General features: G+C 45.4%; 14 protein-coding genes. 9 read left to right on the top strand and 5 right to left on the bottom strand.

What is annotated here, in order from left to right:
• The first annotated feature begins 67 nt into the window (after nt 1–67).
• The 3 genes from ACX5KA_RS09335 (at nt 68) to ACX5KA_RS09325 (ending at nt 7,746) form a co-directional block, all read left to right on the top strand.
• Nucleotides 68–1,456, top strand: coding sequence for a ribonuclease J (locus tag ACX5KA_RS09335; RefSeq protein WP_458730961.1), 1,389 nt, complete (start codon nt 68–70; stop codon nt 1,454–1,456).
• 216 nt (nt 1,457–1,672) lie between these two features.
• A complete protein-coding gene (locus ACX5KA_RS09330; RefSeq protein ID WP_370133931.1) occupies nt 1,673–5,845 on the top strand; it encodes an EAL domain-containing protein in 4,173 nt (1,390 codons plus the stop codon).
• A gap of 221 nt (nt 5,846–6,066) precedes the next feature.
• Nucleotides 6,067–7,746, top strand: a complete 1,680-nt coding sequence (locus ACX5KA_RS09325) for an AMP-binding protein (RefSeq protein WP_049587639.1) — start codon at nt 6,067–6,069, stop codon at nt 7,744–7,746.
• Nucleotides 7,747–7,905: 159 nt separating this feature from the next.
• Here the strand turns inward: ACX5KA_RS09325 and ACX5KA_RS09320 are convergent, their stop codons facing one another.
• The gene (locus ACX5KA_RS09320) at nt 7,906–8,559 is read right to left on the bottom strand and encodes a dUTP diphosphatase (protein ID WP_342287888.1); all 654 of its coding nucleotides are present in this window, start codon (nt 8,557–8,559) and stop codon (nt 7,906–7,908) included.
• A gap of 634 nt (nt 8,560–9,193) precedes the next feature.
• Here ACX5KA_RS09320 and recC point away from each other — a divergent pair.
• From recC to recD, 3 genes are read left to right on the top strand one after another with little or no spacing between them, the layout of a single operon-like run.
• Nucleotides 9,194–12,817, top strand: coding sequence for an exodeoxyribonuclease V subunit gamma (gene recC, locus ACX5KA_RS09315; protein ID WP_458730960.1), 3,624 nt, complete (start codon nt 9,194–9,196; stop codon nt 12,815–12,817).
• Nucleotides 12,814–16,764, top strand: coding sequence for an exodeoxyribonuclease V subunit beta (gene recB / locus ACX5KA_RS09310; protein ID WP_458730959.1), 3,951 nt, complete (start codon nt 12,814–12,816; stop codon nt 16,762–16,764). The genes recC and recB overlap by 4 nt, the downstream gene beginning before the upstream one ends.
• Before the next feature lie 33 nt (nt 16,765–16,797).
• Nucleotides 16,798–18,999, top strand: a complete 2,202-nt coding sequence (gene recD / locus ACX5KA_RS09305) for an exodeoxyribonuclease V subunit alpha (RefSeq protein ID WP_458730958.1) — start codon at nt 16,798–16,800, stop codon at nt 18,997–18,999.
• Nucleotides 19,000–19,054: 55 nt separating this feature from the next.
• Here recD and ACX5KA_RS09300 read toward each other — a convergent pair whose 3' ends face one another.
• Complete coding sequence (locus ACX5KA_RS09300; RefSeq protein ID WP_039216512.1) at nt 19,055–19,462, bottom strand: hypothetical protein; 408 nt, start codon at nt 19,460–19,462, stop codon at nt 19,055–19,057.
• A gap of 107 nt (nt 19,463–19,569) precedes the next feature.
• Nucleotides 19,570–20,997, bottom strand: coding sequence for an aminotransferase-like domain-containing protein (locus ACX5KA_RS09295; protein WP_458730957.1), 1,428 nt, complete (start codon nt 20,995–20,997; stop codon nt 19,570–19,572).
• A gap of 259 nt (nt 20,998–21,256) precedes the next feature.
• On the opposite strand from ACX5KA_RS09295, the gene ACX5KA_RS09290 reads away from it, so the two are divergent.
• The 3 genes from ACX5KA_RS09290 to ACX5KA_RS09280 all read left to right on the top strand — a co-directional run bounded on the left by ACX5KA_RS09290 (nt 21,257) and on the right by ACX5KA_RS09280 (nt 22,716).
• Nucleotides 21,257–21,877: a LysE family translocator gene (locus ACX5KA_RS09290; protein WP_061486024.1), complete on the top strand. Its 621-nt coding sequence runs from the start codon at nt 21,257–21,259 to the stop codon at nt 21,875–21,877.
• Between the two features lie 85 nt (nt 21,878–21,962).
• Entirely contained in the window at nt 21,963–22,343 is a 381-nt protein-coding gene (locus tag ACX5KA_RS09285) for a VOC family protein (protein ID WP_458730956.1), read from the top strand.
• 37 nt (nt 22,344–22,380) lie between these two features.
• A complete protein-coding gene (locus ACX5KA_RS09280) occupies nt 22,381–22,716 on the top strand; it encodes a hypothetical protein (RefSeq protein ID WP_014979563.1) in 336 nt (111 codons plus the stop codon).
• A gap of 16 nt (nt 22,717–22,732) precedes the next feature.
• Here the strand turns inward: ACX5KA_RS09280 and ACX5KA_RS09275 are convergent, their stop codons facing one another.
• Entirely contained in the window at nt 22,733–23,332 is a 600-nt protein-coding gene (locus ACX5KA_RS09275; RefSeq protein ID WP_458730955.1) for a DNA-3-methyladenine glycosylase, read from the bottom strand.
• Nucleotides 23,333–23,360: 28 nt separating this feature from the next.
• Nucleotides 23,361–23,579: a hypervirulence associated TUDOR domain-containing protein gene (locus tag ACX5KA_RS09270; RefSeq protein WP_014949794.1), complete on the bottom strand. Its 219-nt coding sequence runs from the start codon at nt 23,577–23,579 to the stop codon at nt 23,361–23,363.
• Between the last annotated feature and the right edge of the window lie 139 nt (nt 23,580–23,718).

Raw genomic sequence — 23,718 nt, 5'->3', positions numbered from 1 at the left:
GGCTCTGCGCTCATAGATTTGAACGTCAAACTAATATTTAATGCTTTGAGAGAAGGTACTAGTCGTTTTGTTGCACCCATCTGCTGATGATTTGTGGTTTCTTCCGTTAGGTGGAACGGGCGAAATTGGGATGAACCTCAATTTGTATGGTCACGATGGTCAATGGTTAATGGTTGACTGTGGTGTTTCCTTTGATGAGCCTCTCACACCTGCCTACAAAGACGTCAGCCAAGAGTCTAACCAGAGTACGTTCAAAGCCACTACGCATCGCGTTGTGGCTCCAAACCCTTCATTTATTACTAAACAAAAAGAAGCACTGGCTGGCATTGTCATTACCCACGCCCATGAAGATCATGTAGGCGCAATTCCTTACCTTTGGGAACGTTTCCAAAAGCCAATTTATACTACGTCTTTTACCGCCGAAGTGTTGAGGCGAAAGCTTGCAAGGAGTAAATTGGCTAACCGTATTACCATTGTTGAAGTCGACGCAGGCGATACTAAGCAAATTGGGTCTTTTAGCGTTAACTGGCTTGCCATTACTCATTCGCTTCCAGAACCCTTCGCACTAAAAATCAATACACCAGTAGGCACAGTATTGCATACAGCAGACTGGAAAATTGATGCCAACCCTATAACAGGTTTACCGTTTGACGTTAGCCTTTACAAGCGACTAGGCAACGAGAATATTCTTGCCATGGTTGGAGACTCTACCAATGCAACAAAACCGGGCTTTTCAATTTCAGAGAGAAATTGTTACGACGGCCTATTAAGCACTATCGCGCCCTTGAAGGGGAGAGTGGTGGTAGGTTGCTTTGGTAGCAATATAGCACGGCTAATTTCGCTGGCTAAAGTCGCCAAGAAAACTAAGCGTTACATGGCGCTGTATGGTCGTTCGTTAATGAACATGTACGGCATTGCCAAACAACAGGGCATTTGGCCAGACGATTTACCGGTGACCGACCCCCAACATTTAGGTTATCTTCCCCCCCATGAAGTTTTAGCTGTAGCGACAGGCAGCCAGGGCGAGAAAAATACCGCGCTGGCGCGTTTTGCAAAAGACACTCACCCTCACCTTAGTTTAGACAAAGGGGATACTGTGCTATTTTCTTCGATAGTTATTCCCGGAAATGAAGAGAGTGTAGGCCGATTAAGTAAAGCGCTGCAGGCAAAGGGAGTAACGGTTATTCACAGTGAAGATAGCACGCTGCCAATTCATGCCAGCGGTCACCCCTGTGAAGAAGAATTAAAGCTCATGTATCATTGGGTAAAACCTACCATTGCTATTCCGGTTCACGGGGAGCATCAACACCTTCAAGCACATGCAAATATTGCTAAAGCGTGCGGTATTAAAAAGACCTATGTAGGGCAGAACGGTGATTTGTACAGGCTAGCGCCACAGCCAAGCATTCGCAGACAGGTTGTTCCAGTTGGTCGCATTCCTGTACAGCAAGCGTAAAATAAAAATATTGAAATAGCCCTAAGTGTATTTAGTCTGGCGCGCTTTTTGTAATTGTTCATATTGTACGCTTTGTGGAAATTAATTTTTATTTATCAATGCGATAGATGTGTCCTTCACGTTTTTAAAAACCTCATTTTAGAAGCTGCCCAAGTTTAAAACATTCTGTTACACTTGGGTTTATAATAAAAATTTAAAACGTGCGACCCATTTTTGATGAGATATTTCAACTATCTTTTACTGCTGGTTTTAGTTGTAAGCCTACAAGCGGTGGCCTCACCGCGACTGTCTAATCCCGTCTTTCAGTCTTTATCGACCAAAAATGGCCTTCCGCAAGATATCGTCAACGACATTGTTATAAACGAAGATGGCTTTGTGTGGATAGCCACAGAAGGTGGTTTGGTTCGTTGGGATGGAGTTAGAACTAAACGAATAGCAGGTCCAGACAATTCTCTTATCGACTCATCCATTTATCGACTTGCCCTTCAAGGTACTGAAGCGTTGTGGTTTAGCGTGTACGGCAGAGGAGTTTATTATCTCGATTTGGCCACTCAAGATGTGGTGCAATTAGAGCCAACGTACTACCACGACTTTGAAAGTTTTGTGCAACATGCGGAAACCTTTCATTGGCAAGATGACACGCACCTTATCATTGCACTGGCAGAAGAAGTGCATAAATTTAACACGCAAACTAAAACCCTTGAGCGAATAGCAAAGCTCCCTGAGCCGCTGTTGGGTGACAGCGAAAGCATCCGGGCGGCAATCACCGTTGAAGACACCTTACTGGTAGCCACTACATCGGGTGTGTACGTCAAAGATATCAACAATTTAGAGCAGCCTTTACGTCGACTTGATTACTTGGGTGATATTCCCGAAAACCTCGATAACGCCAATGCAAAGTTTCTACTTTTAGACGATAAGGACAGGGTGTGGATTTCAACGGTTTCGGGCGTATTTGTTGCTCAGAAACAAGACTTTCTCAAGCAGGTACAGGGCGAAAAAGAACATGTCTTTACACAGGTTCTATCTGACAGAAACGTGTGGACGTTGGTTCAGTACAAAGACGACGCTTTTTGGATGGGCACTAATAAAGGGCTATATCAGCTGAGTAAAAAAGCAGGTGGTTGGGAATACGAACACATCTTAGAACCGCATAACGGTTTCACCGAAATTTCAAACAAAAAAATTATCGCCATTGCCAAAGATGAATCTGACAACCTCTGGTTAAGTTCAGTCTATGCTGGTGCACTGTATTTCGGTGTGAAAAGTGCAGATATTTTTGCCATCCAGAATGAACGAGCAGGTGAGCCTAGCGTTTTGACCAGCCACGTGGTGTGGTCGTTTGCTGAGACTGAACCTAATAAAATATGGATAGGTACAGAAAACGGGCTTAATCACTATGATTTCACGACAAAAAAGTCTGAGAAGTATCTGTATTCAAAAAGTCAAAGAGCGATTATCGGCGAAGGCGCCGTAAACAAAATTGTTCCAACGCAAAGTGGCGAATTGTTTCTCAATACGTACAACGGAATACGGTTGTTTGATATGGAAACAGGGGAGGCTAACCGGCCAGAGGTATTAAAAGGTGGCGATGACACCGTATTTGATGCGTATGGCGCGGGAATGATGCTTTCAGATAAAGGGGATTTGTACTTTATTGGCAACGAAGGTTTTTTAAAGTATGACGTGGACAAAAAAGAAATTTCTTCTTTAGAGCTGGATCCTCGTGTTTTTGACATAAATTTTTCATTGGGTTTTTTGGGCCAGTCTCATTACCACAGTGATCGGTTATTTTTTGCTACCGAAGGTGGTTTGTGGTTAATCGATCCTGAGACGTTTCAGCATGAATTAGTTTATCGATTCTCAGAGCTACAGCGTGGCCGAGATCGCTCTATATCGTCGTGGGTTATCGACGATATGGGTGTGCTGTGGCTTGCATACAGTGGCGTAGGGTTGGTTGGTATAGACGCAGACACATTTGAGCCGTTGTACAACCTAAACGAATCGAATATTTTATTATCAAACATTGTTTACGGGCTGCAAAAAGACGAAGCAGGCAATATCTGGTTTAGTTCGCACAAAGGGTTACACAATTACAATCCGTCTACCGGCCAAATCAAGAACTTTATTTACGGACGAGAGCTAAGTGTTTCTGAGTTTAACCAGGGGGCTTCGCTTAAGCTTAAGGACGGTCGACTGGCCTACGGTTCGACGAGCGGTGCTGTGGTTTTCTCTGCATCGCAATTGGAAAGCTTAGAAGTTGGAAGAAGTTTGCTAAGTAAGCAAACTGCTATAACGGAAGTCGCCGTAGACAATAGGGTCCTTAATCAGCCGCTTAAAAACCTAACTGGACACCATTTTGATCTCGATTACGAAGATTATGGGTTAACAATCCATTTTTCGTCATTAGCGATGTCAGGCATAGGAAAAATAAAGTACTACTACAAGCTGTTGAACGGTGATCGCGTCGTTACAGAAGGCGTGACTGACGATGCAAAAATAACCTTTACCAACATAGAACCGGGTGACTACGTTTTTTCTGTTGCCCCTACGCCAGGTAGTTTCGACTATAACGTGCTTCCGGCTGAAATAACGCTCTATATGCCACATGCGCCTTTGCGTTCTCCGCTTGCATATACTATTTACGCAGCGCTCATCGTGAGTTTATTCGTAGCATATTTACTCTCCCGTCAACGCCAACTGTTTAGATTACAAAAAGCGCAGCAGCAGGTAACGCTATTCAGTGACGCTTTTAGACAAACTCGAGACTGGGTTTTAATTTTTGATAAAGAAAAGCGTTTAGTTGCCGCGAACCCAGCTTTTGAACAGGTGTTCGGCTTTAATAATAAAGAGCCGTTACCCAAGCAGTTGGCACGACTTTATTTGCGTTACCCAACGTTGAATCGACACCTGTCTGGCAAATTACCGGAAATGCAGGGAGGGGATTTTTGGAAAGACGAGGCCGTAATCGATGGTGCTGATGGCAAGCGCTACGACGTGCTTATTGATATAACAGCGGTAAGTGGAGAAAGTAATACTGCAGAGCATTACCTGATTGTTATTTCCGACATCACAGAACAAAAAAATGCTGAGCGCAAACTTCTGAAAATCGCGACCTACGACAGCTTAACAGGCTTGGTCAACAGAACATTGCTGCTAGACAGACTGGAGCACGCTATTGGGCTTGCCCGTCATCATGAGCATCGTGTGGCGGTGATGTTTGTTGACTTGGATAGATTTAAAGGCATAAACGACTCACTTGGGCATGATTACGGTGACAAACTGCTGCGCATTGTAGCCAACCGAATGCGAAACCTTGTGGCTGAGTCGGGCACCGTTGCGCGATTGGGCGGCGATGAATTCGTTATTGTTGTTGAGGAAGTTAATGCCAGTGACGACTTGAGCTCATTCGTGGCACAAATCATTGAATCGGTAGAAACGCCTATATCGTTAGCAGAGGAAGTGCTTCGTGTCTCGTGCAGTATTGGTGTGGCGTTTTATCCCGAAGACGCCTCTGAGCCTGCTGAGCTTATCAAGCAGGCTGATGTGGCTATGTATACGGCGAAGAAGGACGCATTAAGCGGCTTTACCTACTTTACGACAGACATGAATGAACGTGCCAAAACGCGTTTACAGCTTGAGAATAAAGTAAAGCGGGCCTATTCAGATGACTGTTTCTTCAATCACTACCAGCCAATTATAGATGCCAGAACCAATACCACTATTGGGGTTGAGTTACTGCTGCGAGGAAAACTGGATAACGAGCCTCTTTTCCCCGATCAGTTCATTCCGGTACTTGAAGAATTGAAGTACATAATAGAAGTTACACGACAGGCAATGCGAAGAGCGGCAGAGGATTTGTCGTCTTGGTATAGCCAAGGCTTCACGGGGTTTGTTTCTATTAACCTATCTGCACTTCACTTCAAAACCGAATTCGACTTAACTGGTGTGCTAACCCTGCTTGATGAGTTCAACCTACCCAAAGAAGCGTTTCGATTCGAGATTACCGAAGGCGTATTGATGGATGACAGTGATAATGCGTTAAGACAGATTAATCGGTTTGTGAAAGAAGGCTTTGTATTAGCCCTTGACGATTTTGGTACAGGTTACTCGTCTTTAAGCTATTTAAAGCGTTATCCGTTGTCGGTATTAAAAATCGACAAGAGCTTCGTTAACGAAATGGCGCCGGGTAATGCAAACGAAGCGCTGGTAACAACAACCATTACGTTAGCGAATAACTTGAATATGAGTTGTGTTGCGGAAGGCGTTGAAACAAAAGCGCAAGCGGAAGAATTGATTGGAAAAGCGTGTTATTTCCACCAGGGCTATTTCTACGCCAAGCCTTGTACCGCCGAGGAAGTTGCACCGCTGTTATTTAAAGCGTGGTAAAACGTCGATATTTACCACGTTTTTCTAACAGATAAGACCATAAAGATTCAAAAGCCAAATCTATAAGAAAACTAAATTTAGCCTCTAAAGCCTTGTTATTCGTCGCATAGAATGTAAACGCTTGTTTAAAAAGCTTGTTTTTCAATAAAAAATAGGGCTTATTAGAAGTCTGTGAAATCATTGTAAAAATGAGCTACATTATAACAACATATGAGTGACTTATGCCGCTAGACATGACAGCAAACGCAAATACCACGGAAGTAATAACATCGCCATTAAGTATGTTGTACCACTGGGAACAAAGCCGTGGGAACGACGTATTTCTTACGCAGCCTATTAACGGTGAATATCACGACTACACATGGAAACAAGTCGCCGAACAAGCCAGAAAAGTGGCAGCACGGTTACGTGAATTCGATTTCCCGCAAGGCAGCCGTATAGGTATCTTTTCAAAAAACTGTGCTGAGTGGTTTATCGCTGATCTGGGCATTATGATGGCAGGTCACGTGTCGGTACCTATTTTCTCAACAGCCGGTCCAGACACGGTCCAGTATGTATTGAAGCATGCTGACGTACAGCTATTGTTCGTTGGAAAACTAGATAATACTGCGGAACAAGTTGCCTCTATTCCTTCAGAATATTTAACGGTTGCATTTCCTTACCCAAACATTGCTACGAAACAGCAGTGGAAAGAATTTATGGATATCGCGCCCATAACAGACTCGCCTGTACCTGATATGGATGATTTGATGACGATCATTTATACGTCTGGCAGTACCGGTCAGCCTAAAGGGGTGGTGCACAGTTACAATACGGCTTGTTGGGCAGCGCGTCGCTCACTCGATCAATTGGGTATTAACCAAAACGATCGCACAATGAGCTACTTACCTCTTGCGCATATTACAGAGCGTGTACTGGTCGAGCTTTCAAGCTACTACAGTGGTGGCAAAATTCACTTTGTAGAAGATTTAACTACCTTCCAACGGGATGTAGGTCACTGTCAGCCAACGCTATTTATTTCGGTACCGCGTTTATGGACAAAGTTCCAGATGGGCGTGTTAGCGAAAATGCCGCAGAAGAAACTGGATACGCTGCTTAAAATTCCAATTTTGAACAAAATTGTTGCGAAGAAAATTCGCGATGGCTTGGGCATTAATAACGCACGTTTGTGGGCAAGTGGTTCGGCGCCACTTGCACCAGCAGTCATTGAATGGTTCGCGAAAATTGGTATCTACATTTCTGAGGGATGGGGAATGACCGAGAACAGTGCCTATGGCACCGGCAGTGTACCTTTCCGTCATGATAAAATCGGCTGTATCGGCAAGCCATACGACGGCGTAGACATTCGCACGTCAGAAGAAGGTGAGATTCAAGTTAAGTCGCCGTGCAACATGCTGGAATACTACTTGGAACCACAAAAAACGGCTGAAGTCTTTACTGAGGATGGTTATCTGCGCACTGGCGATAAAGGGGTCATTGATGCTGATGGCTACGTTAAAATTACTGGTCGTTTAAAAGACATCTTTAAAACCGCGAAGGGTAAGTATGTTACGCCAGCGCCGATTGAAGCAAAATTCATGGAAAACCCTATTGTTGAGCAAGTGTGTGTAACGGGGACTAATTTGCCTCAACCTGTGGCTTTGCTAGTGCTTAGTGAAGAAGCGCAGAAAAAAGACAAAGCGGGCATTGAAGCAAGCCTTAAGAAAACATTCGAAGCTATCAACGCAAAACTGGAAAGCCATCAAGTTATGGATCGCGTTATCATTATGAAAAACGAATGGAGCATCGAAAACGACTTGCTGACTCCGACGCTCAAAGTAAAGCGTCATGTTTTAGAAGACCGCTTTGTTGATATTATCCAAGGTAGCTATCGCGACAAATTAGTTTGGGTTGACGCGTAAAATCCTCGTTGAGTCTTTTGCTTTGGTAATAATTGAAAAAGCTCTGTCCATGACAGAGCTTTTTGTTATGAGCAGGAGGCGCAATAAGCATTGAAACTGTGTTGGGCTATAAGCACTACAGCGGCGCTAAATCGCGTCAAACGAAACGCAATGGTCGATTTAAGATGGGTAGCGAGAGCGTAACCCTTCATATACTAAGTCGCTAAACTCTGGCTTCGTTAAATCTAGGGCATCCATTACTTCTACCAGGTGCTCGTTGTCTTCACGACCTTCCCACACTTTTACGTAAGTGCCTTCTTTATAGCCATTATCTTGGCGGAAAAAATTGAGCACATTTTTACCTACGTACTGACGATACAGTTCGTCAGCTGACATTTCACACTGGCTTACGATGTACATGAATAGTGGCACGCTAAAGCGTTTGGCGGCGCAAAGGCCCGTCATGAGCTCTAAATTATCAAGAAGGGTCAGATTTGACGCGTCGTAGTCCTTTCCATCGAAGGTTACTAGCGTTTTGCCACTTGCTAATTCAGAAGCAATACTTTTTGCAGATTCAGCGATATCGCCTTTATATTCAATAATGCAGGCACTTAGTGCAAAGTGCCAGATATCCACCAATTCCATCTGAAGCTGTGGCAAGTCTTTTTGCTGTGCTTTCCACCATTTCCAGCCGTGATGCTCAATCGCTTCAACTGACTCTACCATTGCTGCACGTAAGTATCCGTAACCAGCATTTAGCCAGTCTGGGTTTACTTTGGCGTTCATTTTATCCTGAAGAGAAAGCATAGTGGCGAGTTGTTGCGCGGTTAACATTGTTGCTCCTGACCGTGAAATTGTGTTGCATTTTATAAAGGCGAAATTGTACTTGAATGACTCTCCGGGAGAAACTGCTAAATTTAGGATGGCGAGAGTAAAGCGCTTTCTTTAATGTCTGCTTGCTTGTGGTGCACTTGCACCATGGTAAAACTATGACGTATTGGTCATGTTTTCTCGTTTCGTGTAAGTTGTTGATACTTAATGATTAAAAAGTTGGCATTCAACCTGCTAAACATAAAGCGTTAACAGTGCTGCTCAGTAGCGCTAACGTGAATGAGTGCCAGGCAACGCTTATTCACGTTGTTACTGAGTAGACCGTAAACCTTACCCATACAGATTTTTCGTGTCCTGAGGTCTGTGTGGGTTTTTTTTGTCTGAAAATCGCCCACACGCTTCTTTGTACTCATTTACTGCGCCAGATCCCTCTATCACTTTGCTTAGAACTCTCCGGGTATTGATTTCGCCATGCCCCCAGTATTTGTTTAATTTTCATAAGACATTTGCTCATCTAAATTTTGGAGAAATAACTTAACTACTGAGCCCAATGCGATACACTAAATTATAAGGTCGACGATACCTGTACAGTCTTTGCACAGTATCTAAAAAGCACGTTCTACAAAGGATTTTTCGATTGCTTGCGCTATATCCCTCTAATAAATTAGAACACTTAAGTTTTCTTCTCACCACGCTTTTACGTCAGCAGCCCATGGGCGTATTTACGCCAGAAACCATCTTGGTTGAAAGCCCGGGAATGCAGCACTGGGTCAGCATGCAGCTTGCCACAGAACACGGCGTGGCAATGAATATTGATTATCCTCTACCGGTGCGCTTTATGTGGAATACAGCACGTACTGTATTAGGACAAGACAAAGTACCCAAGCAATCTCCCTATCGTCGTGAAGTACTGACATGGCGTATCGACAATATTCTCCAAGATAGCTCGCTAATGAGCACAGAAGCTTTCGAGCAAGTTAACCGGTATTGGCAAAGCGCCGGTAGTGAACAAGAGCAGGGGTTACAGCGCCTTCAGCTAGCTACCGCTCTGGCCGACGTGTACGAGCAATACTTGTTGTACCGCCCAGACTGGTTATTTAAATGGGAAGCTAACGAACGCGCTGTATTTGATGACATGGAGATATGGCAAAGCGAAATTTGGCGCATATTGGTCAAAGAGCAACCGCTGCATCCTGCACGTTTGCACCAAATGACCTTAGAGGCGTTAGAAGCTGGTCATTTACCGAATGAGCCAACGAACAAATTGCCTAGTCGTGTGATAGTGTTTGCTATTAACACCATGGCCCCGCAGCTTATCGCGTTTTTTGACGCCCTCGCGCAGCACATTGATATTCATATATTTCACCTAAACCCCAGCGTTAATTATTGGGGGGAAGCGAAAAGCAGTAGCGAACAGGCGAAGCTATTACGTTTAGAAGGGCTCAAAAAATGGATGGAAGACGATCAGTCAAACCCGCTGCTTGGCAACTTAGGTAAACAGGGCAGAGAGCTATTCAACTTACTTACTGAGCTAGATACCTTTGAGATTAGTGCGTTTGATTCACCGGATTTTGAAGAGGCTTCTAACAGTGGTGAGAACGTTCACCGTTATGGTCTACTCGAATATATTCACAACGATATATTGCAAGCCGCTCAACCGAAGCCACTTACTCATGATTTAAGAGAAAAAGACGATAGCGTTACTATCATGTGCACCCATTCCGCACTTCGCGAAGTGCAGGTATTGCACGACCACTTGTTACACTGGTTATCTCAAGATAAAACGCGCACCCCATCAGATATTCTTGTGATGTGCCCCGCCATCGAAAACTACGTGCCATTTGTTGATGCTGTATTTCACAGAGTAGGCACAAAGGCTTTGGCTGGCAGTGGGCAGGTTAGGCTTCCGTGTACCATTGCAGATAGAAGCCCAATGGATGCAGAGCCGTTGATTGCGGCATTTATGGCGCTGTTACAGCTGCCCGATAGCCGTTTTGGTGTGTCGGACATTATGGATTATTTGCAGTTAGATTCAGTGCAAAAGCGTTTCTCAGTGTCACAAGATGATATCGAGCAAATGGTGGTTTGGCTAAAACAAGCTCATATTCATTGGGGTCTTAATAGCGCCCATAAAACGGCCGTTTCAGAAGGTGTTGATCTAGACGACACTTACAGCTGGTGGTGGGGAATACGTCGATTACTTATGGGTATGCTGGCACCAGATAGTGAAGTCATTGTGAGTGACTTACTTACTATTCCCGACGTTGAGGGACAAAGTGCGCTTACGCTAGGCAAGCTTATTGACGTTGTGGCGCTGTTGGGTGAGTTTGCCCAAGTATTAACAGCCCCTAGGACGGCCGCGCAGTGGTCTAAAGCCTTAATATCGCTTAGAGATGCGTGTTTTATGCCGATAAAAGAGCAGCAGCAAAGTTGGGATCTTATTGCCAAAGTTGCTGCCGATCTTGCTGCACGATGCGAAGAGGCAGGTTATGAACACGAACTCACCCTTCGTCAGGTTCGCGACCTGCTACTCAATCGATTCTCGTCGCCAGATGCGGGTAACCACTTTATGACCGGTCAGGTTACGGTGTGTTCTATGCTGCCAATGCGAAGCATTCCGTTTAAAAAAGTGTGTATTTTGGGGCTGAACGACAGTGAATTCCCCAGAAAATCAAGCCCGCTAGGCCTCGACTTAATGGCGGGCGCTGGCCGCCAGATTGGTGACCGCTCACGACGTTTGGAGGACAGATATTTATTCCTCGAAGCCATTATTTCCACCAGAGAGAGCTTATATCTAAGCTACCAAGGAAACGACGTTACTAATAATAGTGAGCGGCAACCCAGTCTGGTATTGGCTGAGTTCATGGATATGTTAGCAAACAGCTACGCACTGGATTTATCAAAGTACAGCGTTAATGCGCCGCTACACCCGTTCAGTGAAGAAGGCTTTACGGGAACCTTGCCGAGCTACGAAACAGGGTGGTTACGGTTAGCTGACGCGTTACAAAAAACGAAATTAAATACTGATGAAGCAGATAATGAATCTGCCAATGATGCGGATACGGCAACGTTAGCACCATCACCTGATGCACTATCAACGCAATCGCTTCGTTTATCAGGTATTCAAATTGCGAGAGCTTTCAAAGATCCGCTGGAGTATTTCTCTGTCCAACGGCTGGGCGTGAATCTGTCTCAATCGTTTACACTACTTGAAAATAGCGAGCCGTTTGAAACCAATGCGCTGCTGCGTTATCAGGTGCTCGACGCTATCTTTTCATCTGCGGAGCGCATTGCGCCAGAGAAAGATGATGTTACCCAGCTGTCATATAGTGAAAAAGTCATCACGTTTGCGTCGCTTAGAGGGGATATTCCCAATAACCCCGTTGCCAGAGATGAAGTTGACATGTGGAAAGAAGGGGCGTTGGCATTAAGTCAGGCCATGGGGCCTCCTGACGCAGAACCTAAAAAAGCACACTTTCAAGGCAAGTACATCACCTTTACTTCATCGGCTTTATTAGGCAGTGATACGCTAGTGGAGCTTTGTGCTGGCAAAATTGACGCACACCGCGCCTTGGGTTTCTTCATCTCCCAATTAGTTTTTTCAAGTAGCGATGAGGCAACCAGCTACAGCAACTATCCGCTAGATATCTATTCGTGCACTTTGGAAAAAGGTGAAACCATTTTGAAAAAGCAGCGTTTTCCTGCTTATGACAGGGAAACTGCTGTGCGATTACTTTTATTTATTGAACAGCTTTATATGGCAGTTTATACAGCGCCGACACCTATTCATTTAAGTTTGTTCGGTACGTTTATGCCCGGAACCAGAAATTCAGACACCAAGCCAGTAGTGGAAAGCATAAAGCCTGATATGTTTACCGACATTCTGCATGCGCTGCTAGAGAGTGCGGACGGGACTAGTGAAACCGACAAAGCGATACTTCGCCAAGTTCAACAGGCAATTGACGAGATATGTCCGTTCACTGATAAAGAGAACGCTGTAGCTAGCGAAGCGACAAGTGAAAAGCACGAAAAAGCGAAACAGGTATTGGATCAAGCCGCTGCACTTTTTGACACGATAGAGTTACAACGAGCATTAACCGACTGGCAACAAAGTAGCGGGCAATTCAGCGCCGATATGGCAAGCAACCCTTACTTACATTGGCTGTTTCCTCAGGGTGTGAGTTGGAGTGATGTACCGCATTTAAGTGCTTTTGTGCTACTCGCCATGGTCAACAATGCGTCCCAGGAGGAGAAGCTATGAGTTACAACCCTACATCCTCTGACAACCCTCTAGACGAGCAAGCTAAGCTGCAAACCGACGACCACAGTGGCACTGAAGCGCAACTACTCGATGTAGTCGCTGTGCCGTTAAAAGGGCGCCATCTTATTGAGGCCAGCGCCGGCACAGGTAAAACCTTTAATATTACGCGCTTGTATCTGCGTCTATTGCTTGAAAAAAAGCTCACCGTCAAAGAAATATTGGTGATGACTTTCACCAAAGCCGCGACCGAAGAAATAAAGGGGCGTATTGCGGCAACACTAAGAGAAGCTCTACTTATTTGGCAGCAAGCCAAAGATAACGGCAATGAAATAGACAGTGGCTGTGACCCGGTTTATCAGTATTTATTCAATAGCTGTGATATTGACGAGAGTCTGGCCCTTTTAAAAGCGGCGCAGCTCGAACTTGACGAAGCCTCGGTGTTTACTATTCACGGCTTTTGTCAGCATGTTATTACCCAGTTAGCGTTTAACAGCGGCTTTGCCATGTCGCTTAACTTGGGCAATGACACCAGCGACTTGTACCTTGAAGCTGCCGAAGACTTCATTCGAAAAATTAGCAAAAGTGAGGACGAGTTTAGGCTACTGGCAGAGTCAGGCTGGCATACACCAGAAAAACTGCTGCGAGAGTTTAACGCCAGCATTAAAAGTACTCTGACCCCAATATTGCTTAGTGAAGAAGATATTGAGGCGGCGTGTAAAAAGCAGCTAGATGAAGTGCCGCACACGTCTTTAGCCTACGTGAAGTCTCTACTTCAAAGCGTAGAAGACAATGAAGGGCTATTGGTAGAACAGCTCATCAAAACACCGGCCCATAAAAAAGAGCGGCCGCAGGAGTTGGCTGCACTTAAAGCTTGGTTGCGTTCTTGCGTAGATGAACAAAGTTATTATCTTCCGCCGCCCGAAGCGGAAGCCTTTGTTAAAGGTAACCGATATGCGCGAAATTCATCTGGCGTAAAAGAGATCTTAACGCCTATAAAAGATTTTGCAGGGGCGCTTAAAAAAGCATTTGGTGAGAAAGACAAAGCGCTTGGTAAGGTGCCTGTATTCAAGCTGGTGGTTGAAGCCATTGCATTCATCAAATCCCGCGTTGAAAAGCAGAAAAAGCAGCTTGGCGTTATCGACTTTGACGATCTTATTCGCATGCTCGCCGACGAAGTGGTGAAGCCGAACAATACCCTAGTGCCTGAGCTTCGCAAAAAATTTCCCGTAGCGCTTATTGACGAATTTCAAGATACCGATGCAAAGCAGTACGCGATTTTAGACGCAGTTTATCCTAATCTTGAGAATGCTAACGAAAGTGCGTTATTAATGATAGGTGACCCCAAGCAGGCGATTTATCGTTTTCGCGGTGGCGATATTTTTACCTATTTAAAGGCGGGTAGGCAGGCTGATTACCGCTGGGTGATGAATACCAACTGGCGCTCGGTAGAGGGAATGGTTAAGGCCTATAATCGGTTATTTTATGGTGCGCCTGTGGCATCAAATAAACCCACCGACGTGTTTGGATTTGACATCAAATACAACCCTGTGGAATTTACGCCTAAAGCGGCCGCGGCAAAAACGCCACTTATTGACCCTGCCGAACAAAATAGTTTAATGAAGAGCGGTGTAATGAAAAGTGCTGTAACGAAACGCAGCGCAATGAACTACGTTAGCATGTGTTTGGAAGACAAAGAAAACGCCCACATTATGCGTCGCAAAATGGCTCAGTGGATTGCGCAAGAGATTTACCGCTTATTGTACGAAGCGCACTTTCAAATCGCCAATGGTGGCACCGCGCCGGTGAAGCCTCAGGATATCGCTATCTTAGTGAAAGACAGGACTGAAGCTGGTGCTATCAAAAGTGTACTGCAGCAAAAAGGCTTGGCGTGCGTTTATTTAAGCGATCGCAGTAACTTATTTGCCAGTGCCGAAGCCAAAGATGTACTGCGGTTACTTAACGGTATTTGGCATGCCAACGACACCAGTAAAGTGGCGTCGAGCTTGGCGTCACCGCTTTGGGGGTATAGTGCCCAAACACTCATTGAACTGCTGTACCATGAAGATGACGCGCAGTGGGATGCGGCTATCGACAAGGTATTGTCGCTGCGAGATATGTGGCTGCAAAAAGGGTGCATGAGTGTGCTGCTGTATTTAATGCAAGATAGCTATCAACCTCATGCTGACAGCGTGGAACGCGCCCTTACTAACTATCAGCATTTGGCCGAAGTGCTGGAAAAAGCCAGCACTACTCACCAGCGCCCAGAGCAGCTACTCGACTGGTTGAATAAGCAAATTCATAAGCCTGAAAGCGATGAAGAGCTTACTTTGCGTCTTGAAAGTGACAGCCAACTTATTCGACTTATTACTCAACACGGCTCGAAAGGGCTAGAGTACCCCATCGTGTTTGTTCCTTTTGCCACCGGCTATAAAGACGCCGCTAAAAACGGCAATACTACGTCGCAGATATTTACCTATTACGACGAAGAAAAACAAGATTTACAAATGCAACTGGGGCAGACGCCACAGGCCATAGCTCGCGTTCAAAGCGAGAGCGAAGCGGAAGACATGCGACTGGCCTATGTGGCGGTAACACGAGCTGCCCATCGTTGTTACATGGGTGTTGTACCGCTAACTAACAACGAAAGAAGCGCATTAGCACGAGCACTTGGTGTAAGTGGCGATGGCAGCAACAACGATTGGTCAAGTGTGTTAAACCGTGTTGCTGAAGAAGATGCGTCCCATGCCAGCCATATCGATGGCGATGAGTTTGAGGAAGTGTATACCGGCTTTGAACAAGAAGATGAGCTTCCTCAGCTTACCGCGTTGCAATTTACCGGCACGGCAAGCGAAGAATGGCGACTGTATTCATTCTCAGCCATGAGCCGTTTAACCACGGTTGGTGCTAACCAAAGCGTTGAAACAGGCAAAGCAGCAGAGTCCGGCGCAACAACAGAGCCCTTGGGTCAAACCCTTCCTAGTGTGTCCGTACTTCAAACCATTCGAGATGAAGAAGTGTATGCAAGCGACCCCCTTATGGGTGAGGTGGGTTCAATTGATGCAGACATCAATCTCTCCGAAGGTATTGAAAGTACGGTAAGTAAACATGACTTGCGTTTTACTCTTGAGAAAGGCGCGAGTGCAGGTAATTTACTTCACGATATTCTAGAGCACAGTGACTTTAGTGCGCCTGAATGGGAAGAAACGGGCAAAGAACTGGTTAACCGGTTTGGGTTAGATGAAAAGCGTACGCCGCTACTGTATGAGTGGCTAGAGGAAACACTGCAAACACCGCTTTATCCGAATATGCAGCTGAGTATGAGTGATTTGCCCTTAGCGCAAACCCTGCGCGAAGCAGAATTCTATTTTCCAATGAACGACACGCAATGGGCTCAGCTTCGTGAAGTACTCGCTACCCATAGGCAAAACGTGGCTGACATTATTGGTGGCGAGGTGGAAACTGCGCCTCAATTAATCACAGCTAAATTACAGGGAATGATGCACGGGTTTATTGACTTGATTTTTGAACATGACGGTCAGTTTTATGTGGCAGACTACAAATCGACTTGGCTTGGCGATACCCTAGATAGCTACACGCCAACAGCACTGTTTCATAATAACCAGCATCACCTTTACGACCTTCAGTACTTAATTTACTGCCTGGCGCTACATCGCTATTTAAAGAATACGCTGCCCAACTACGACCCAGATGTGCATTTCGGTGGGGTGTATTACCTGTATTTACGCGGCATGCACCCAGAAAACGAGCGCGGAGAAGGGGTGTTTTACACTGATATTCCATCGTCTGTACTCAACCGATTAGACGGGATATTTGCGAGCAGAGACGATGCCCAGCAAGGCGATGGTTCTTCGAATGCAGACAGCTCTCGCCAGCCTTTGGAACAAACGTCTTTGGGTCAGCAGCAGTTTAGTTTCGATGACGAGTAGTCAACATCATAGAGGCTAAAGCAAAGGAAAATAATGAAAAGCAATCAACACTCTGTACCGTCATTTTTTGATAACTTGTTTGGCATCGAGGCGATCGACAAATTTGTCGCAAAAGAATTTGGCTTTATTGATGAACTGGAGCAAGAAGAACAGTTTATTTGGGCTGGGATCTTAGCATACTTGTCGTATATGCAGCGCAATGGCCACAGCTGTATCTATCTTAAAGACATAGCGGGTACGACGCTTTTTAAAGAGGTAGTCGCAGAACAAGAGGCAGCCTTGGCGGTTGAAACGAATGAGCATAGCAGTAACGGGGCGGCCGCTGCTTCACTGACGCTGGTTGAACAAACCGAGCAGGAAGAAGCGCCCAAAGCAGGTGTTGACGTGCCACAACTAACGCCGTTACTTAGAATTGTAAAAAGCGCGCTGAGTAACGAGCAGGTGGCTCAACTGTTTGTCTATAGCAACGGCAAGCTGTACAGCCGTCGCTATTATGAATTTGAACAAGAAGTAGCGCGCAATGTTGTAAAACGAGCTGCGCTTACGCCCTTAAGTGATGAAGCTAGCGAAAAAGTAAAGCAACTTTGGCCCGCTATCTTTCCTACCGAAACAACCGATCAGCAAGACTGGCAGCAAATAGCGGTGGCGAAAAGCCTGATGCAACGCTTTTGCGTTATAAACGGTGGGCCAGGAACAGGTAAAACCTATACCGTATTGCGTTTATTATTGGCATTACAGGCTTGCGATGAAAACTTAAAAATTGTGCTGGCGGCCCCTACAGGTAAAGCGCAACAGCGTATGACCGAATCTATCATGAACAGCATAGACGGGCTTCGCGGCAAGTTGGACGACGCAGTGCTTAACAACGTGCCTACCGATGCTGTGACGCTACATAGATTACTAGGATTGCGCGAGCACGGTGTATCGACTAAGTTCAATCAGCACAACCAATTGGCAGCAGATGTACTCATTGTCGATGAAGCAAGTATGGTCGACTTAGCGCTAATGACACGTATAGTACGAGCATTGCCAGACCATGCACGGCTCTATTTTATCGGTGATGCAGATCAGCTTCCTGCGGTTGAGCTTGGCAACGTGTTAGAGCAGCTAGTTAGTACCGGGACAGCAAGTTTTGACGAAAACGCGAATGTGTCAAATGGCACAAACAGCACACATAGCTCACTTAGTTTTAACAGTCATGACGACGCGCTTTCTTTAGGTGGCGTGCCATCGTTAATGAGACAGCACATTGCTACGCTATGCCCGCATCTTCCCTTGTTACCGGTTGATGAGCAGGCAAAAAGTTATGTAGCAACTCTTCAAGCACCTCAGCGCTTCAAGGGGCAGGTGGCTAAAGTTGCAACGGCCATACAACGAGGTGATGCAAGCGGTGCACTTGCCGCTATTACCGATAAGGCTGGCGACAATAACGAAAGTGCGGGTCTTGGTTCAAATACGGCATCGCGACTACAATCCGGCGTTCACCTATGGCCAGAACTCCAGGTTAGCGGCCGTGATTTACAACAGTTGGCCAAAGAAAGCTTCTTGCCTATTTTTGACGCTGGCAGTGCCGAAGAAGCGCTTAATCGCCTGAATGTGGTTAGGTGGCTAACCCCAGTCCGCAAGGGCGGAAGGGGCGTAGAAGGCCTGAATAATTTGGTGTTCGATGCTATCAAGCACAAGATCAGAAAGCGGGAAGGCCATTTCTATCAAGGTCAGCCCATTATGATTGTCAAGAATCATCATCCTCAGCGACTATCAAACGGTGAGGTTGGTGTAATCTGGCCTGACAGCAAAGGAAAGCTATATGCGTGGTTTTACCAGGATAGCCAAGCTTCGGGTCAAAACGGTTCAAGTCAGAAAGCTTCGGCAAATGCGGGAGACAGTGCTGACAAGACGCTAGCGCAAAAACAAGCGTTGCGCAGCATATCGCTATCAAGAGTACCGCAGTTTGAAACTGTTTACGCCATGACCATACATAAATCTCAGGGCTCTGAGTTTAATCATGTTGTACTTATTCTACCTAAGCCTGATAGCGAGAAAGCCGCCAATTTATTTCATCGAGGCCTAGTGTACACAGGGTTAACCCGAGCTAAAGACGGCTGCTTAATTATTTCTGACAACGCAACATTTACTCACATGGTTCAACGGGTGGATAAGCGTTATTCCGGGCTTTCTGAGGCAATAAGCTTGCAGCTAGAGAGCACATCAAACGCCACCCCAGAGACTGAATAGAAATAAATGTACTCTGACCCCAAAAATTTTGGGGTCAGAGTACATTTCTGTGTGGTTATTTCACTGGCGTAAAAAGGCACAGGCCGCGTTTGTTAATATCAATAGGGGTTTTGCTGATTAGATAAATACGGGTGGGGGCAGTTACACGCAAAATTCCGCCTTCGGCATTTAAAAACTGTGAAGGCAAAAGTACAGACGTGTCTTCACTTTCTGAATTGTCGGTCTCGGCTTTCACTGCAAAGTGTGACAAACCGCAGTGATCCAGCCAACCTAATATATTATCTGGTGTCGCCACAAAATTATCATGCTTTAAAACACTGCTATGCAGGGTAATGTTCGCACCGAAAACGGGCTTGTTCTCTATCGCCATTTGCGTGTTAGGCTTTAAATGCAGACGGTATAGTCCGTGTGCTTCAGGCACAATGTCATCATTCGCATCTGTATTATTCACTAACGTAAGCATACAAAGTTTCACAGGTTAGTTTGGATGGTTTTATTTTGGTGGACTTACGGCTAGCCTGCGTTGATGTGGATCAACTGCCCTTGGGTTTACGCCTTTTGTATAAATAATTAGGCGTCTTGTGCAACAAGCATCTCACCAAGACGCTGAATAGCTTCGGTGCGCGCAGCCTGCGTACTATCAATGAAATTAAAACGCAGGCAATGTCGATACTTACCTGTTGCCGAAAATAGCTGCCCTGGCGCGACATAAATTCCTTTTTGCTTGGCTTCGTCAGCCAGCGTCACGGAGTCATAACGGCTGTTTAGCTCTACCCAAAGTACATATCCCCCTTGAGGGTAGCTAATACGGGTGTCGGCGGGAAAGTAACGCTTAATGTCTGAACGTAGTGCGTCTCGTGCACTTAGGTAATGGTGACGCATAGCCCGAATATGTTTGTCATAACCGCCTTGCTCAATGAAACTGGCTATAGCTAATTGGGGTAGAGTAGGACACATGGAGCTACTGACATATTTAACGTGGAGCACTTTATTTTTATAGCTTCCCGGCGCTATCCAACCCACGCGAAAACCAGGCGCTAGCGTTTTTGAAAACGAGGAGCACAGTAAAACGCGCCCATCTTTATCGAACGATTTAATGGTTTTTGGACGAGGGTAGGCGTAGGCAATATCGCCGTAAATGTCGTCCTCTATAATGGCTACATCGTACTCTCTGGCCAATTCATATAACGCTTTCTTTTTCGCCTCAGGCATAACGAATCCTTGAGGGTTATTTACCGTTGGGGCGACTAAAATGGCCTTGATCGGCCATTGATCAAGGGCTAGCTTTAATGCCTCTAAACTCAGTCCTGTTTCAGAGTCGGTGGGGATCTCTAATGCTTTTAATTCAGCGCCTTTTATAGCTTGCATAGCACCATAGAATCCGGGGGATTCTACCGCTATCACATCGCCGGCGCTCGCCACTGCGCGAAGGCAAACAGATAAGGCTTCCTGGCAGCCAGAAGTCACAATGAATTCGTCGCTTTGCAACACACAGCCAGATGCTGCTGCCAATCGGCTTAGCTGTTTTCGCAGAGTTTCATCACCTTTTACGTCACCGTATATCATGCCGTCCAAGGCTCGATGTTTGGTGAGTTCATGCAGGCGTTTTATAAGCGGTTTAAGGGTTTTGGCAGTCATGTTGGGCATGGCATGCTGAAACTGGCACAGGGTTTTAGCGTCATGATCTTTATTGAAGGTATTCAGCAAAGTGTCTAGCACGTCTTCCCATTGAGACACATCCATAGGGCGTTGCGGAGGCTTCGTCATGCTAGGGGTGTTATCTATTAATATACTACGGGCGACAAAATAACCTGATTTAGGTTTTGCCTCTACCAGTTGCTGCGCTTCTAACACTCGATATGCTTCCTGCACGGTAGCTATACTTACTTTATGCTCCGTTGACAGCTGCCTAACCGAAGGTAACTTGTTCCCCACCTCAAAAACACCACGCTCGATTTGGGCTTTAAGTTCATTGGCTAATGTTTCGTAAAGCGTCATCGCAATATTTATTCTTATGAAGTCATCTGCATACAGATAACTATATCTTAATTGACAGGGGCTTTTAACCATACAGATTGGTGAAATAACTACCATACAGACGTTATAATGACTAAACTGTATGGCTGTTTTTAAGTGTATTTGGGTATGATGCATACAAAAATATGATTGTATTGTGTTGGTGAAAAACAAGCGTTTGGTTAACCGACCCCTTTCTTTTAAAGAAACGCATTGCTCACCTCAACACATAAGGACTGTCATGGAAACATCTTTACTCATCGCGCTTGCGACATTCGCATTCATCAGTACGGTAACGCCTGGCCCGAATAATATGATGCTATTGGCTTCTGGGGCACAATACGGTTATAAACGTTCGCTGCCGCACATGCTGGGTATTGTAATTGGTGTTGCAGGTCTAATGATAAGCACACTGCTGGGCATTGGTGCGCTGTTCAACATATTTCCCGTACTGTACAGTGTGCTAAAAGTGCTTGGCGTGGGATATCTGTTATGGTTAGCGTTCAAAATTGCCACTGGCCCCGTAGATGAGCCAGTAGGCCTAGTAGAAAACAAAATTAAGTCGACCAAACGCCAAGGGCCGCTCAAGTGGTGGGAAGGGGCATTATTTCAGTTAATTAACCCTAAAGCATGGATGATGGCGTTAGCCAGCGTAGGCACGTTTTCACTGCCTGGCGAGCACTACACCCAATCTGGTATTGCGATTGTTACCGCTTTTGCCGTGATTGGTTTTCCAAGCATCTCGCTTTGGGCAGCGGTAGGCGCAAAAATACGCGTGTGGTTGAGTTCGCCAACTCGAAGACGGCAGTTTAACCTTACAATGGGCGCGGCCACAGCAGCCACGTTATTTTTGATAGTGTAACGGTAAAATCATAGCTATTCACGCTCATCTAGGACGCGACGATTAAATCTAGCGCAAACAATACAAATACAAGGAGCACATCTTCATGGAATTGAATCAAGTTACGTTACCCGTGACCAATATGGTCGAAGCGGTGGAGTTTTACCTTACACTTGGGTTTACTCAAATTGTAGATACACCGCATTATGCCAGATTTACGTGTCCTAAAGGCTCGTCTACTTTTTCGCTCTCTTTAGAAAGCGAAAGTGCTCAAAATCACAGTGTGATTTATTTCGAACATGAGGCGCTAGACGAGCTGTATACCTCACTTGTGGAAAAAGGTATTCATTTTGAGCAGCCGCCAACGCAGCAGCGCTACCTTTGGAAAGAAGCCGTTTTAAAAGATCCATCTGGCAATAAAATAAAGCTGTACTGGGCAGGAGAGAATAGAGTGAACCCGCCTTGGAAAGTAGAAATAAAGCAGTAGCCATTTAGATAAACTTCAAGAAAAACCGAGATAACCAGTGACAGACTCCCAAACTAGCGTGCACTTTCGCTTAACAAAATTAGATGCCATGCAGGCGTATACGCTAAAGCGAGAAATAGAAGGCGCTTACTTTAGCAAGCGTGAAGAATTTGTAGATGAAAAAGGTTCAGGTGCGTTCATTGGCATGGTGCCTTTAAAAGAAAGCCTGTTTGACGAACTCAACGATTACGTTATTCGCCAGCAAATTCAATATGATGACTGCGATATTTATGTTGAATCAAAAATTGCTAACGGTGATATTGCCGTGCCAAGGGTGGTAAACAAATTGCTCAAATACATCGACTGCAAGCTGACTTTCGCTTTTGCGAAGTAGTTTCAATTGAGGTGCGCTACTTAAGCGTGAACCGCCAAGGCAAGGTTGTGTCATCCCGTGCACCTAGCTTACCGGATTGAGCGTCTTTTGCGTAGTCTATGCCAATGCGAGGCGAACTAGCGATGTGTTTGCTAGCAATGGCATGGTTACTTTCCTCAATCCAAATCAAAGTGTTATTCACTACAGGCTCACCGTTAAGCGCAGGTGTTATTGCAAGAGCTTGTGTCAGCTTAGGTGGACCGTCACATAGATTACGCAATGATGTCTTCATGCCGCGACGTTCACGCATTTTGTCTACACCTTCTGTAGGCTTAATTTTTCGGATCAGAACTGAATCAGTGTGGTCAGCGTCATTGGTAACAATATTCAACATACTGTGAGAACCATAAATGGTGTAGATGTAAGCAACGCCGCCTTGCTTTTTAAGTGTTGATATCGAAGAAGGGCGCCGCAACAGGTGTTTTTCCATGGCAAGATCCTGATGACCACGGTAGGCTTCCGTTTCTGTTATTGTTCCCCCGGTTAGTACGCCGTCGACATTACTAAACAGGACGTTACCAATGAGCGTCTTTGCTATATTGACGACATCGCTATCAGTGAAAAAAGAACGCTGCATTTTTCGTTTAGGTTTACTAATCAACAAATTAAGACGACTTCGTAATTTCGCTGTGAGATTTTAGCACTTTGCTACCGTCGTCCTGTTCAATGAGATAGGCTGGGTCGCTGTCGCTAGCCTCTCGTTTAACCGACGAACCCTTAATCGTGCGCTCTACATCATTGGTAAATTTTTCTCTGATATTTCCCGTTGCACTACCGTTTCCCCATTCCCATTCTACTTCTGTGTTTACCGCATAATGTTTCATAATTATTCCCTAAGCCACTAAATCAACTATTAACTTAGTTGTTTAACGAAAAGAATAAGACCTGAGTTCAAAAAGGGGATAAATGAGGATGGTAAAAAAGTAAAGAAAGTTTGAAACCCTAGGGCCTGTTGACCTTTGT

The sequence above is a fragment of the Alteromonas alvinellae genome (assembly GCF_902705805.1).
This window is presented reverse-complemented; position numbering and strand designations above follow the sequence as displayed.